Consider the following 14612-nt stretch of genomic DNA (forward strand, 5'->3'; position numbering starts at 1 on the left):
AGAAAAGCTACCGCCGAGCCCTGCGATTAGTCCTTAGCACCCTATTCATGTTTAACTTGAACGTTCATTCAAGTTAAACCGGTGGTTCGCCGCCCGCTCACAACAGGAGGCTTGCCTTTGCTGAGTCCGATTTTTACAGCCACGTTTTCCCCCCTCGAGGTGCACCTTTCGTGAGTGCATCGTCCATTCCCGCAAGCGGCCAGGTCCGCATGAATCCGCCGGTGTTTTATTTCGCGGCGACCTTCATTTTGTTGTTCGCCGTCGTGGTCATGGCGATCCCCGAACAGGCCGGTGCCTGGTTGTTGCAAGCGCAAAACTGGGCGGCCAATACGGTCGGCTGGTACTACATGCTCGCGATGACGCTGTATCTGGTCTTCGTGGTGGTCACCGCCTTGTCCGGCTACGGCAAGATCAAGCTCGGTGCCGACCACGACGAGCCCGAATTCAGTTACTTGTCCTGGGCCGGCATGCTGTTCGCCGCCGGGATCAGCATCACGCTGTTTTTCTTTTGCGTGTCCGAACCACTTACGCATTTGGTGCAACCACCGCAAGGCGAGGCCGGTACGGCGGAGGCGGCGCGTCAGGCGATGCAGATTCTGTTTCTGCACTGGGGCCTGCACGGCTGGGGCGTGTTCGCCTTCGTCGGCATGGCGCTGGCCTATTTCGCCTATCGGCATAACCTGCCGCTGGCCCTGCGTTCGGCGCTGTACCCGCTGATCGGCAAGCGCATCAACGGGCCCATCGGTTACGCGGTGGACGGCTTCGGCATCATCGCCACTGTGTTCGGCCTCGGTGCCGACATGGGCTTTGGCGTATTGCACCTCAACTCCGGCCTGGACTACCTGTTCGGCATCGCCCACACCCAGTGGATTCAGGTCGGCCTGATCACGCTGATGATGGGCGCGGCGATCATCGTCGCGGTGTCTGGCGTCGATAAAGGCGTGCGGGTGATGTCCGACATCAACATGCTGCTGGCCTGTGCGCTGCTGCTGTTCGTGTTGTTCGCCGGTCCTACCCAGCACTTGCTCAATACCCTGATCCAGAACCTTGGCGATTACCTCGGCGCCTTGCCGATGAAGAGTTTCGACCTCTACGCCTATGACAAACCCAGCGACTGGCTGGGCGGCTGGACGGTGTTCTACTGGGCCTGGTGGATTGCATGGTCGCCGTTCGTGGGCCTGTTCATTGCGCGGATTTCCCGTGGCCGGACCATCCGCGAATTCGTCTTCGGCGTGCTGTTGATCCCGCTCGGTTTCACCCTGGCGTGGATGTCGATCTTCGGCAACAGCGCCATCGACCAGGTGCTCAACCACGGCATGAGCGCGCTCGGCCTGTCGGCCATCGACAACCCGTCGATGACGTTGTACCTGCTGCTGGAAACCTACCCCTGGAGCAAAACCGTGATTGCGGTCACGGTGTTCATCAGCTTCGTGTTCTTCGTCACCTCCGCCGACTCCGGCACCGTGGTGTTGTCGACCTTGTCCGCCAAGGGTGGCAATCCCGATGAGGACGGGCCGAAATGGCTGCGAGTGTTCTGGGGCGCGATGACGGCACTGGTGACCAGCGCACTGCTGTTCTCCGGCAGCATTGATGCCTTGAAGTCGGCGGTGGTGCTGACCTCGTTACCGTTCTCGATGATTTTGCTGCTGATGATGTGGGGCCTGCACAAGGCGTTTTATCTGGAGTCGCAGAAGCAGATCGCGCAATTGCATTCCCTCGCGCCGGTGGCCGGTTCGCGACGCGGTGGATGGCGTCAGCGCTTGAGTCAGGCGGTGCATTTTCCGTCTCGGGATGAGGTCTATCGCTTCCTTGATACGACGGTGCGCCCGGCGATCGAGGAAGTGACCGCCGTGTTTGTCGAGAAGGGGTTGCACGTGGTCACTCAGCCCGACCCGGCCAACGACAACGTTAGCCTGGAAATCGGTCACGGCGAACTGCATCCGTTCATCTATCAGGTGCAAATGCGCGGCTACTTCACACCGTCCTTCGCCCGTGGCGGCATGGGTTCCAAGCAACTCAACAACCGTCGCTACCACCGTGCCGAAGTGCATTTGCGCGAGGGCAGTCAGGACTACGATCTGGTGGGTTACACCAAGGATCAGGTGATCAACGACATCCTCGACCAGTACGAACGGCACATGCAGTTTTTGCATTTGGTGCGTTGATCGACCGGTGGCGCTCAGGTCTCGCTGCTCAACACCATGAACAGCACCAGTGCCGCCACCGGTACGCCGAACACCGCGCTGCCCACCACCAGTTCCGCGCTCAACGGTTGGCCAGCGTTGACCATTCCGACTGCGCCGTTGATCAAGGTCAACGCCAGCCACAGTACGACAAAGCTGTAGGCCAGGGTCTGACGAGAGAAACCGATTTTCTCGCCGATGAACAGCATCAGTGCCAGCAGGATCAGGCCGAAGAAGATGATGATCGTGGTGTGCATGATGCGTTCCGTCCTTCAGATGTGTGCTGCCTTACGGCCCAATACATCGAGCATAGTTAAACCAACCCGCCGTTAACGCGCAGGATTTGCCCGTTGACCCAGGCCGAATCCGGGCCGACCAGGAAGGACACGACGCGGGAGATGTCTTCTGGCTGAGCCAGGCGTTCCAGCGGTGGCATCTTGGCGAAGGTCTGGATCTGTTCTTCGCTCTTGCCGTGCAGGAACAGGTCGGTGGCGACCGGGCCCGGGGCCACGGCGTTGACGGTGATGTTGCGACCGCGCATTTCCTTGGCGAACACTTGGGTCAGGGATTCCACTGCCGCTTTGCTGGCGATGTACACCGCATAGCCCGGCAGGTTCATGCCGACGGTGCTGCTGGAGAAGTTGATGATCCGGCCACCACTGTTCAGGCGCGTTGCCGCTTCACGCAGAGTGTTGAAAGTGCCGCGAGCGTGGATGTTGAAGTTCTGGTCGAACAGTTCGTCGCTGTGTTGCGCCAGCGGCAGCACTTTGAGGATGCCGGCGTTATTGACCAGCACGTCGACCTTGCCCAGTTGGGTTTCGGCTTCGTCGAACAGCCGGCGTACATCGTCGGCGTTGGCCACATCAGCCTTGATCGCTATGGCCCGGTGACCGGCCTGACGCAGTTTTACCACCAGTGCCGACGCCTCGGTGGCGCTGTTAGCGTAGTTGATGGCGACGGCGAAACCCTGGGCGGCCAGTTGCTGGGCGATCACGGCACCAATGCCGCGGGAGGCGCCGGTAACGATGGCAACTTTCGAAGTTTGAGTAGTCATGGCGTTGATTCCTTGGAGTGGCTGAGTTGTGGAGCCAGATTCACATGTTTACTCAGGGTGATAGATGCACGAGAGTTGCCTTTACTGTTCAATAATCGCCAACAATCGATCGTCAGGAGCGCCGTATGGATCAAGTCAAGGCGATGAAGGTTTTCGTGCGGATCTACGAGCGCAGCAGCTTCACGCTCGCGGCCGATGACCTGAACCTGCCGCGTGCCACCCTGACCCATACGCTGAATCAGTTCGAAGCCTGGCTCGGCCCCGTTTACTGGAGCGCAGCACGCGCAAGGTCCGTCCTACGCTGGATGGCGAGGCGTACTACTTGCGTTGCGTGCAGTTGTTGGCAGAACTGGAAGAAGCCGAACTGGCATTTCGCGGCGTTGCGCCGAAAGGCCGATTACGGGTGGATCTGCATGGCACGTTGGCCAAGCACTTTGTAATCCCGGCGTTGCCGCAATTCATGGCGCGCTACCCGGACATCGAATTGTCCATCAGCGAAGCCGACCGCTTCGTCGACCTGATCGCCGAAGGCGTTGATTGCGTGTTGCGCGCCGGCACCTTGGGCGACTCGGCGCTAATCGGTAAACGTGTCGCCAACCTGCGCCAGATCACCTGCGCCAGCCCGGCATACTTGCGTAAGTACGGCGAACCGAAAAACCTCGAAGACCTGAAAAACCACCGCGCGGTGAACTACGTTTCGCGCACCACGGCCAAGCTGTTTCCATTCGAGTTCATGGTGGATGGCGAGCTGAAAGAAGTGGCCATCGATGGCGCGTTGTCGGTGTTCGGCGCGGAGATTTATGCGGCCTCGGCAATTGCCGGATTGGGGCTGATTCAGTGCCCGCATTACCGAATGGAAACGCAGATTGGCCAAGGGTTGGTGCAGGAAATCCTCACCGACACACCGCCGCCATCGATGCCGGTTTCGGTGTTGTATCCGCATAACCGACACATGTCGCCACGGGTTCGGGTGTTTGTGGATTGGTTGGGGGAGGTGTTTGCGGGTGCCCGGTAACCGATGGTCTGCGAGCAATCTGGCCTGCTTGTGTTCGGCTAATATTTATCAGAGTGTGTATCGTGTGTATTGAAGGTGTGATCATCGCGTAATGTGCATCAGCAGATGCTGCCCACAAGGACGAAGGTGATGCGAAGTCGGGAAATGATCAGGATGATCGAGGAGGATGGTTGGTATCTGGTGGCCGTGAAAGGTAGCCATCATCAGTACAAGCACCCGTGTAAGTCAGGCAGGGTGACGATAAAACACCCTGATTCGGATCTTCCAAAAGGCACGATCAACAGCATATTGAAACAGGCGGGTCTGAAATGAGGCCCGACATCGGAAACGAAAGCCTCGAAGGGGCCACATCACAGGAAGGACTCATCGAAATGAAATTCCCGGTCGTTCTGCACAAGGATGCCGACTCAGAATACGGAGTGATTATCCCGGACGTGCCGGGATGCTTCTCCGCAGGCGCTACAGTGGCGCAGGCATTTGAAAACGTGAAAGAAGCGTTGGCTTTGCACTACGAAGGTCTGGTCGCCGATGGTGATCCACTTCCGCAGGTGCGTGAAATTGACGCTCATCTTGATAACCCTGATTACGCTGGCGGTGTGTGGGGTGTGGTCGAATTCGATATCACACCCTATTTCGGCAAGTCGGTGCGCTTCAATGCCACGCTTCCTGAGCAGTTGCTTGAGCGTATCGATCAGACGGTCAGACGAGATCAGCGATATAGCTCAAGGTCTGGCTTTTTGGCGGCTGCCGCGCTACGTGAGTTGTCGGCGTAAGTGTTGGGCGTGGATATCGACTCTATGGGGGAACTCAGTTTTTCATAATCTATGAAACGTTTCAGCAATTAGTCGAATCCGGGGTTTCCTGGCGTTTGTCTGGGCGTATGCTGGGCAGCTTGCAAAGCAGTCGATACCCCATTCAAGACCCACAAGAGAGGATTCGATGACCTACACCGCTGCCGAAAACCGCTACGATTCCATCCCTTACCGCCGCGTAGGTCGCAGCGGACTGGTGCTGCCGGCACTGTCGCTGGGCCTGTGGCACAACTTCGGCGACAGCACGCCGATCGACACCCAGCGCTCGCTGCTGCGCACGGCGTTCGATCTGGGCATCAACCACTTCGACCTGGCCAACAACTACGGCCCGCCGTACGGCAGCGCCGAGATCAACTTCGGTCGTTTGATACGCGAAGACTTCAAGCAGTACCGCGATGAGCTGATCATCTCCAGCAAGGCCGGTTGGGACATGTGGCCCGGCCCTTATGGCCAGGGCGGCGGGTCGCGCAAATATGTGCTGGCCAGCCTCGACCAGAGCCTGCAACGCCTGGGCCTCGATTACGTGGACATCTTCTATTCCCACCGTTTTGACCCGGACACCCCGCTGGAAGAAACTGCCAGCGCACTGGCCACCGCCGTGCAACAGGGCAAGGCCTTGTACATTGGCATCTCGTCTTACTCCGGGGTGAAAACCCGGGAAATGGCTGCGTTGCTCAAGGAGTGGAAAGTTCCGCTGCTGATCCACCAGCCGGCCTACAACCTGCTCAATCGCTGGGTGGAAAAGGACCTGCTGGATGTCACCGACGAACTCGGCACCGGCGTGATCGCCTTCACGCCGTTGGCGCAGGGCCTGTTGACCGACAAATACCTCAACGGCATTCCGAAGGATGCGCGGGTCAATCGCCCGGGCGGTGATTCATTGCAGTCCTCTCACCTGTCCGAAGCCAACATCGCCCAAGTGCGGGCGCTCAATGAGATCGCCAAGCGTCGTGGTCAGAGCCTGGCGCAACTGGCGTTGGCCTGGACCCTGCGCGATCCACGGGTGACCTCGGCGCTGATCGGCGCGAGCCGGCCGGAGCAGATCATCGAGAACGTCGGGGCGCTGAAGAACCTGAGTTTTAGCGTGGAAGAACTGGCGGAGATTGATCGATTTGCCCAGGAGGGCGGGATCAATCTGTGGGAGAAGCCTTCGATGGCTGAGTAACTGAGTACTGTTCGTTCCCATGCAGAGCGTGGGAACGATCGGGAACTGGCGGCTCAACGAAAAAACGGCACATCCCCCAACACCGTCGCCCGCTGCATCACCCGCCGTGCCGGGCGGTAATCATCCACCGCGTAATGCTGGGTCACGCGGTTATCCCAAAACGCGATGTCGTCTTTTTGCCAGCGCCAGCGGATGGTGAAGTCCGGCCGTGTGGTGTGGGCGAACAAGAACTTCAGAACTGCTTCGCTCTCGGTTTCCGACAGCTCATTGATCTTCGATGTGAAGCCCTCATTGACGAATAACGACCGGCGCCCGCTCACCGGATGCGTACGAATTACTGGGTGTGACAGTGGCGGGTTCTTGCGCCGGGCTTCTTCCCACTGGGCCAGCGCCTCCGGCGTGTTGCCATAGCGCTCCAGTGGAAACGAGCGGGTGAAATCGTGAGTGGCGGTCAGCCCCTCGAGCAAGGTTTTCATCGGCGCGGACAACGCTTCATACGCCGCAATGCCGCTGGCCCACAGGGTGTCGCCGCCAAACTCCGGCAGCAACTTGGCGCTGAGCACCGCGCCCATCGCCGGGGTCGGCAGGAACGTCACATCGGTGTGCCAGATCGCGTTGTCCCGCACGTCGGTGACGGCGGTGTCGAGGATCAGTACTTCCGGTTGTTCCGGCACGTTCGGGTAGATCGGATGAATATGCAGGTCGCCGAAATAGGCGGCGAATCGCGCCTGTTGCTGTGGCTCGATCGGCTGGTTGCGGAAGAACAGCACCTGATACTTGAGCAGCGCCTGCTCGATGGCGGCGCGTTGTTCCGCGTTCAGCGGCTGACTGATGTCGACGCCGCTGATTTGCGCGCCGAGGGCGCAGCTTAAAGGGACGATAGTCAGGTGGCTCATGGTGGTTCTCTTCAATCCGGGGTGTCGACACATGAATATTCAGTGAGCCTGGCCATGCCACGGCACCAGTTTGCGCTGCAGGGCGCGCAGGCCCATCTCCATGGCGAAGGCGATCAGCGCGATCACCAGAATCCCCAGCACCACCACATCGGTGACCAGGAACTGCGCCGCCGACTGCACCATGAAGCCCAAACCGCTGGTGGCGGCGATCAACTCGGCAGCCACCAGCGTCGACCAACCCACCCCCAAGCCAATGCGCACACCGGTCAAAATGTCCGGCAAGGCACTGGGCAGAATCACATGGCGAATCAACTGCGCCCGAGTCGCACCCAACGACTGCGCGGCGCGCAATTTCGCCGGGTCGACGGTGCGCACGCCGGTGGCGGTGGCGATGGCTATCGGGGCGAAGATCGCCAGGTAGATCAGCAACACTTTCGACAGCTCACCGATGCCGCACCAGATCACGATCAGCGGCAAATAGGCCAGGGGCGGAATCGGGCGGTAAAACTCGATCAGCGGATCGAGAATGCCGCGAGCAATGCGGTTGTGGCCGATGGCAATGCCGATCGGCACCGCGGTCAGCACCGCGAAGCCCAGGCCCAAACCGATGCGGCTGAGGCTCGCGCCCAAGTGCTGCCACAAGGTCGAATCCATGTAGCCGCTGGTCACCAGCAACCAGCCTTTTTGCAGCACGGCGGAGGGGGGCGGCAGGAACAGTGGTTCGATCAAACCGGTGGCGGTGACGGCCCACCAGATCGCCAACAGCGCGATCAGTGTCAGCACGCTGATCCAGCGGGTGCTGATACGGCGGCGTAGCGCGATCACCGCCGAGCCCTTCACCTTTGAACCGGGTTTTACCGTTGCGGCGGGAATTCCATAGCTGCTCATGCGTGCTCCTGCCGCTGGACGGCACTGCGTTGGGAGAACACTTTGGCGAGCACGTGTTCGCGGGTTTCGATAAAACGCGGGTCGGACTTGATCGAGCGCGCCGATTCACCTGCGGCGTAACGTTGGCCAAAATCCAGGCTCAGGCGCTCGACGATTTGCCCGGGATTCGGCGCCAGCAGAATCAGGTCGGTGGCGAGGAACACCGCTTCTTCAATATCGTGGGTAATCAGGAACACCGGTTTGGCGGTGCGTTGCCAGACTTGCAGCAGCAGCTCCTGCATCTGTTCGCGGGTGAAGGCATCCAGGGCGCCGAAGGGTTCGTCCATCAGCAACACCCGAGGGTCGGCGGCGAGGGCGCGGGCCAGGCCGACACGTTGTTTCTGCCCGCCCGAGAGTTGCCAGATGCGGCGGTTTTCGAAACCGGAAAGGTCTACCAGCGCGAGCATTTCCCGGGCGCGCTGTTCACGTTTTTCCCGCGCGGCGCCGGCCAGTTCCAGGCCGAAGCCGACGTTGGCCAGCACGTCCTGCCAAGGCAGCAGGGCGTCGTCCTGAAACACCACGCCGCGCTCGGCGCTCGGGCCTTTGACCGGCACGCCGTCAAGGGTGATGCGCCCGGCGCTGGGCTCGACGAAACCGGCAATCAGGTTCAACAGCGAAGTCTTGCCACTGCCGGAAGGGCCGAGGGCGACCAGCAACTGCCGGGGCCCAAGGCTCAGGGAAATATCCGCCAGCACAGGTTCCGCTGCACCGGGGTACTGTGCGCTGATGCGCTCCAGCTGTAGCAAAGCCATCGCGGTTAACTCCCGATCAGTTGGTGATGTACTTGGCGCTGACGTACGGCGCGTAGTCCGGCAGCACAGCCTCGACCTTGCCCTGTTCCTTGAGGAACGCCGCGGTGTCGGTAATGGCCTTGGTGGTCGGCGCGCCGAGGGTGATCACCTGATCAGCCGCCAGCGGATACACGTTGCCTTGCAGCAGCAGCGGAATATCGCTGGCCTTGGCACCGGAGAGTTTCACCAGTTTGTCGACGTTGCTTTGGTTGGCCAGCCAGGCTTGCGGATCCTTGCGGTAGTCGGCGTAGGCATCGAGGGTCACTTTGGCGAATGCGGTGACGATCTCCGGATGCTTCTCGGCGAAATCCTTGCGCACGATCCAGGCATCGAAGGTCGGCGCGCCGAACTTGGCCAGTTCGCCGGAAGTGATCAGCACTTTGCCGTTTTCCTTGGCCACACCGAGCGCCGGGTCCCACACGTAGGTGGCGTCGATGTCACCGCGCTTCCATGCCGCGATGATCGCTGGCGGCGCGAGGTTGAGCACGGTGACTTTCGACGGGTCGATGTTCCAGTGTTTCAGCGCTGCAAGCAGGCTGTAGTGGCCGGTGGAGACGAACGGTACGGCGACTTTCTTGCCGATCAGGTCTTGCGGGGTCTTGATCCCGGACCCGTCGCGCGCGACCAAGGCTTCGGCGGCGCCGATCTGGGTGGCGATGAGGAAGGTTTCCACCGGGACTTTGCGGGTGATTGCCGCCGTCAGGGGGCTGGAGCCGAGATAGCCGATCTGCACATCACCGGAAGCGATGGCGGCGATGATGTCGGCGCCGCTATCGAATTTGCGCCAGTCGATACTGGCTTCGGTGGCTTTTTCGTAGGCGCCGTCGGCTTGGGCGACTTTGGCCGGGTCAACGGTGGTCTGGTAGGCGACGGTCACGTCTGCCGCCTGAGCCAGGAAGCTCGCCGCAGCCAACGACGCGGCCACCAGGAGGCGAAGGGGGGAAATCAGTTTCATGGGGAAGCTCCTTTTCAGACGACCGGGAGTCGGCGTGAAAAAGAGACTAAATGATATAAGAAACTTAAAATAAATAACTTTTTAGAATTAGCATATGAGCGGAAAATTCTAAGGGAGAATAGTCGTGTATTGCTCTTGTGGCGAGGGAGCTTGCTCCCGCTGGACCGGGCTGGCGCTCCAGGCCGAAGGACTCTCAAAAAAAGCGAAGGTGTTGTGCCAGATTAAACACCGTCGCAGATTTTACGGCTGCTGCGCAGCCGAGCGGGAGCAAGCTCCCTCGCCACAGAGGTTTACGTCTAATTGCTGATCGCCAGAATGCTCGCCTGATACGCTCCGACAAACACATCGAAATCGCCGACTTCGTTCTGTTCAAGTTCAGCCTGTTGAGCCAACGACGAACGCGCCAGCTCTTCAAACCTGGTCTGTTCTTCGCCTGAAAGCGGCTCGCTGCGGAAAAACTCCGCATGCACCTGGCTTTGGCGCAAGGAGAACTGGGCGAAGCTTTCCTTGTGCTCGGCCATCGCTGCCAGCACCTGGGCCGATGGCGTCAGGGACGAGTCCTGGAACTTGGCCATTTGGGCGTCCAGCGCCTTGCTGTGGGCATCGCCGCCATGGCTCTGATCCAGCAGCGCCGCCAGTGGCGCAATCTTCTCCAGCAATTCGCCGGCCCATTCCTTCATGTCCACCGCTTGCCCGTCGCGTTGCAGCTGCAGGCCCGGACGACGACCTTCCTTGACCACGCTGAGGAAGTTCGACGTTGCGTTACCGCAGCTGGTACTGGTCAACAGCGGGCTGTCGTTCAGCGCGCAGTACAGCAGGAATGCGTCGAGGAACCGTGATTCGGTGAGGTCGATGCCCATCGGCAGGAACGGGTTGATGTCCAGGCAGCGGACTTCGACGTACTGGATGCCACGGGCCACCAGCGCCTGAATCGGCCGTTCGCCGGTGTAGGTCACGCGCTTGGGGCGGATGTTGGAGTAGTACTCGTTTTCGATCTGCAGGATGTTGGTGTTGAGCTGAACCCACTCACCGTCCTTGTGCGTACCCACCTCGACGTACGCTGGATACGGTGTAGCCACCGCTTTGCGCAGGCTGTCGGTGTAGCTGGTCAGGTCGTTGTAGCACGGCGTCAGACCGGCCTGGGCGTTGCTCTGGTAACCCAGATCGCTCATGCGCAGGCTGGTGGCGTACGGCAGGTACAAGGTGTCCGGATCCAGTTGTTCCAGTTGATGCGAGCGACCGCGCAGGAAACCGGCGTCCAGCGCAGGGGACGCGCCGAAAAGGTACATCAGCAGCCAGCTGTAGCGACGGAAGTTGCGGATCAGCGCGATGTAGGCTGACGACTGATAATCGCGGTCGGTGCCGACAAAGCCTTCGGCCTCTTTGAGCAGCGGCCAGAGCTTTTCCGGCAGGGAAAAGTTGTAGTGGATCCCGGCGATGCACTGCATGGTCTTGCCGTAACGCAGGGCCAGGCCCTTGCGATAGACGTACTTGAGCTGACCGATGTTGGAGGTGCCGTAATAGGCGATCGGGATGTCTTCCTCGGCCGGCAACGGGCACGGCATCGACGGACTCCACAGGTACTCGTCGCCGAGTTTGCTGTAGGCAAACCGGTGAATCTTGTCCAGGCTCGCCAGCGTATCCGCCGGGTCTGGCAGGGCCGGCGTGATGAACTCCAGCAGCGACTCGGAGTAGTCAGTGGTGATTTGTTCGTTGGTCAGCGCGGAACCCAATGCTTCGGGGTGCGGCGTTTGCGCCAGGCGCCCTTCGCCTGTCACGCGCAGGCATTCACGTTCGATGCCGTGAAGGCACTGTTCGAGCAGAGAGAGGTTAGCGCGCTCGCCGAGCAGAGCCAGGCGGCGGTTGAGAAGTTCGCTCAAGTTGGATTCCTTCACGCGTCAGTCGCCCCAATATGGGGGTGGGCAAGACGGTCTACAAGGGTGAAGTTGAAACTGGCGTTTTCGCCTGGTTCTTGAGCCATACAGGCCCGTATTGAAAGGCCAACTTCAATCCTTGAATCTGGCAGACACGAGCGAAGGAAACTCCGACGCTGTAGTCACAGCGCCGAAATTAACTCAAATTGATGATTGGGGGCTACAGGACAGCGAACGTGCCTTGTGCTTTTGCGACCAGTTTGTCGCCTTGCATCACATCGGCCTCGACGACAAGCGTGCGACGGCCCGGGTGGATCACCCTGGCCGTGCACATCACTTCACCGTCGGCGACGGCGCGGATGTAGTTGATCTTGCACTCGATGGTCGCGCTTTGCTGGTCAAAGCCGTGGGTGCTGGAGCAGGCCAGCCCCATGGCAATGTCCACCAGACTGAACAAAGCCCCGCCGTGCAGCTTGCCGCCGCGATTGCGCAACTGTGGCTCCAGCGCCAGGGCGACTTGCGCCACCCCGGTGTCCAGGCTGTGCAAGCGACACCCCAGCAGCTTGAAAAATGCGCTTTCGGTCAAGCCGGCCGGGATCTCCATCAACGTTTCTTCAACTGCTTGGCGTTGGCGAACAGCGACGCCATGGCGTTGTTGGTCGGAGCCGCTGCCGGGGTTTCCTTGCGCGGCGCGGTGTTCTGGGACTGGCGCGGAGCCGACCCCGGACGTGCACCACGGGCACCGTCGATCTTCTCGCCCGGGGTGTCGCTCATGCGCATCGACAGGCCGACGCGTTTGCGCGGGATATCGACTTCCATGACCTTCACCTTGACCACATCACCGGCCTTCACCGCTTCGCGTGGATCCTTGATGAACTTCTCCGACAGCGCGGAAATGTGCACCAGACCGTCCTGATGCACGCCGATGTCGACGAAGGCACCGAAGTTGGTCACGTTGGTGACCACGCCTTCGAGGATCATGCCCAGTTGCAGGTCCTTGAGGTCTTCGACGCCGTCCTGGAACTCGGCGGTCTTGAACTCGGGACGCGGGTCGCGGCCAGGTTTTTCCAGCTCTTGCAGAATGTCGGTGACCGTCGGCAGGCCGAACGTTTCGTCGGTGTACTTCTTCGGGTCCAGGCGCTTGAGGAACGCGGCGTCGCCGATCAGCGAGCGAATGTCGCGGTCGGTTTCAGCGGCAATGCGCTGCACCAGCGGATAGGCTTCCGGGTGAACCGCCGACGAATCCAGCGGGTTGTCGCCATTCATTACGCGCAGGAAGCCGGCGGCCTGTTCGAAGGTTTTTTCACCCAGTCGGGCGACTTTCTTCAATGCCGCACGGGTTTTGAACGCGCCGTGTTCGTCACGGTGGGCAACAATGTTCTGCGCCAGGGTCGCGTTGAGGCCGGAGATGCGCGCCAGCAGCGCCACGGAGGCGGTATTCACGTCCACGCCCACGGCGTTCACGCAGTCTTCGACCACTGCGTCCAGGCCGCGCGCCAGTTTCAGCTGCGACACGTCGTGCTGGTATTGGCCAACGCCGATGGATTTCGGATCGATTTTCACCAGCTCGGCCAGCGGGTCCTGCAAGCGACGAGCGATGGACACCGCGCCACGGATCGACACGTCCAGGTCCGGGAATTCCTTGGAAGCCAGTTCCGAAGCCGAGTACACCGATGCACCGGCCTCGGAGACCATGACTTTGGTCATCTTCATGGCTGGGTATTTTTTGATCAGTTCAGCCGCCAGCTTGTCGGTTTCGCGGCTGGCGGTGCCGTTGCCGATGGCGATCAGGTCCACCGAATGCTTGGCGCACAGGGCGGCGAGCACGGCGAGGGTCTGGTCCCACTTGTTGTGCGGCACGTGCGGGTAAACCGTGGCGTGGTCCAGCAGCTTGCCGGTGGCGTCGACCACGGCGACCTTGCAGCCGGTGCGCAGGCCCGGATCGAGGCCCAGGGTGGCACGCGGGCCGGCCGGCGCGGCCAGCAGCAGGTCGTGCAGGTTGTGGGCGAACACGTTGATCGCTTCGGTTTCCGCGCCGTCGCGCAGCTCGCCCAGCAGATCGGTTTCCAGGTGGGTGTAGAGCTTGACCTTCCAGGTCCAGCGCACCACTTCGCCCAGCCATTTGTCGGCGGCGCGGTTCTGGTTCTGGATGCCGAATTGCTGGCCGATCATGCCTTCGCACGGGTGCATGGTGCCCGGCAGTTCGTCACCAACTTTCAGCGCGGAGCTGAGAATGCCTTCGTTGCGGCCACGGAAAATCGCCAGTGCGCGGTGGGACGGCATGCTTTTCAGCGGTTCGTCGTGTTCGAAGTAGTCGCGGAACTTGGCGCCTTCCTCTTCCTTGCCGGCGATCACGCGGGCACTGAGGGTGGCTTCCTGCTTGAGGTAATTGCGCAGCTTGTCCAGCAGACCGGCGTCTTCGGCGAAGCGCTCCATGAGGATGTACTTGGCGCCTTCGAGGGCGGCCTTCACATCGGCCACGCCTTTTTCGGCGTCGATGAAGCGCGCCGCTTCGGTTTCCGGGTTCAGGGTTGGATCGTTGAACAGGCCGTCGGCCAGTTCGCCGAGGCCGGCTTCCAGGGCGATCTGGCCCTTGGTGCGGCGCTTCTGCTTGTACGGCAGGTACAAGTCTTCGAGGCGGGTCTTGGTGTCGGCGAGCTTGATGTCGCGCTCAAGTGCAGGGGTCAGCTTGCCTTGCTCCTCGATGCTGGCGAGGATGCTGATACGCCGTTCGTCGAGTTCTCGCAGGTAGCGCAGACGCTCTTCCAGATGACGCAGTTGCGTGTCATCGAGGCTGCCGGTCACTTCTTTCCGGTAGCGGGCGATGAAGGGCACCGTGGAGCCTTCATCGAGTAGCGCGACGGCCGCTTCGACCTGTTGTGGGCGGACGCCGAGTTCCTCGGCGATGCGGCTGTTGATGCTGTCCATAAAACCACCTGA

General features: G+C 60.6%; 13 protein-coding genes and 1 pseudogene. 5 read left to right on the top strand and 9 right to left on the bottom strand.

All coding sequences use genetic code 11. From position 1 onward, the window contains the following. The first annotated feature begins 209 nt into the window (after positions 1-209). The gene (gene betT / locus AC1DIS_RS03365; RefSeq protein WP_169342480.1) at positions 210-2165 is read left to right on the top strand and encodes a choline transporter BetT; all 1956 of its coding nucleotides are present in this window, start codon (positions 210-212) and stop codon (positions 2163-2165) included. A gap of 14 nt (positions 2166-2179) precedes the next feature. Here the strand turns inward: betT and AC1DIS_RS03370 are convergent, their stop codons facing one another. After that, the gene (locus AC1DIS_RS03370; protein WP_018929330.1) at positions 2180-2440 is read right to left on the bottom strand and encodes a hypothetical protein; all 261 of its coding nucleotides are present in this window, start codon (positions 2438-2440) and stop codon (positions 2180-2182) included. Between the two features lie 56 nt (positions 2441-2496). Next, a complete protein-coding gene (locus AC1DIS_RS03375) occupies positions 2497-3237 on the bottom strand; it encodes an SDR family oxidoreductase (RefSeq protein WP_086944166.1) in 741 nt (246 codons plus the stop codon). A gap of 125 nt (positions 3238-3362) precedes the next feature. Here AC1DIS_RS03375 and AC1DIS_RS03380 point away from each other — a divergent pair. The 4 genes and pseudogenes from AC1DIS_RS03380 to mgrA all read left to right on the top strand — a co-directional run bounded on the left by AC1DIS_RS03380 (position 3363) and on the right by mgrA (position 6229). Next, a pseudogene (locus AC1DIS_RS03380) lies at positions 3363-4252 on the top strand (LysR family transcriptional regulator). Positions 4253-4381: 129 nt separating this feature from the next. Then, positions 4382-4564 (top strand): type II toxin-antitoxin system HicA family toxin, encoded by a 183-nt coding sequence (locus tag AC1DIS_RS03385; protein ID WP_018929327.1) that lies wholly within the window; start codon positions 4382-4384, stop codon positions 4562-4564. Next, positions 4561-5025: a type II toxin-antitoxin system HicB family antitoxin gene (locus AC1DIS_RS03390; protein WP_008005174.1), complete on the top strand. Its 465-nt coding sequence runs from the start codon at positions 4561-4563 to the stop codon at positions 5023-5025. The genes AC1DIS_RS03385 and AC1DIS_RS03390 overlap by 4 nt, the downstream gene beginning before the upstream one ends. 166 nt (positions 5026-5191) lie before the next feature. Continuing rightward, complete coding sequence (gene mgrA / locus AC1DIS_RS03395) at positions 5192-6229, top strand: L-glyceraldehyde 3-phosphate reductase (protein WP_064615821.1); 1038 nt, start codon at positions 5192-5194, stop codon at positions 6227-6229. A 53-nt stretch (positions 6230-6282) separates the two neighbouring features. On the opposite strand, the gene tauD is transcribed toward mgrA, so the two are convergent. The 7 genes from tauD to AC1DIS_RS03430 all read right to left on the bottom strand — a co-directional run bounded on the left by tauD (position 6283) and on the right by AC1DIS_RS03430 (position 14600). Continuing rightward, a complete protein-coding gene (gene tauD / locus AC1DIS_RS03400) occupies positions 6283-7125 on the bottom strand; it encodes a taurine dioxygenase (RefSeq protein WP_086944163.1) in 843 nt (280 codons plus the stop codon). A 39-nt stretch (positions 7126-7164) separates the two neighbouring features. Beyond that, on the bottom strand, positions 7165-8013 hold the full coding sequence (tauC, locus tag AC1DIS_RS03405; protein ID WP_018929324.1) for a taurine ABC transporter permease TauC: 849 nt from the start codon (positions 8011-8013) through the stop codon (positions 7165-7167). After that, entirely contained in the window at positions 8010-8804 is a 795-nt protein-coding gene (tauB, locus tag AC1DIS_RS03410; RefSeq protein WP_018929323.1) for a taurine ABC transporter ATP-binding subunit, read from the bottom strand. The genes tauC and tauB overlap by 4 nt, the downstream gene beginning before the upstream one ends. A gap of 16 nt (positions 8805-8820) precedes the next feature. Further along, on the bottom strand, positions 8821-9798 hold the full coding sequence (tauA, locus tag AC1DIS_RS03415; protein WP_477744105.1) for a taurine ABC transporter substrate-binding protein: 978 nt from the start codon (positions 9796-9798) through the stop codon (positions 8821-8823). Positions 9799-10094: 296 nt separating this feature from the next. Beyond that, on the bottom strand, positions 10095-11678 hold the full coding sequence (gshA, locus tag AC1DIS_RS03420; RefSeq protein WP_477744106.1) for a glutamate--cysteine ligase: 1584 nt from the start codon (positions 11676-11678) through the stop codon (positions 10095-10097). Positions 11679-11892: 214 nt separating this feature from the next. Continuing rightward, positions 11893-12276 carry a PaaI family thioesterase gene (locus AC1DIS_RS03425; RefSeq protein ID WP_018929320.1) on the bottom strand — a complete coding sequence of 128 codons (384 nt, stop codon included), beginning with the start codon at positions 12274-12276 and terminating at the stop codon, positions 11893-11895. Then, the gene (locus AC1DIS_RS03430; RefSeq protein WP_018929319.1) at positions 12276-14600 is read right to left on the bottom strand and encodes a Tex family protein; all 2325 of its coding nucleotides are present in this window, start codon (positions 14598-14600) and stop codon (positions 12276-12278) included. The genes AC1DIS_RS03425 and AC1DIS_RS03430 overlap by 1 nt, the downstream gene beginning before the upstream one ends. Positions 14601-14612: the final 12 nt, after the last annotated feature.

This window comes from Pseudomonas sp. 05N433, from assembly GCF_056396925.1.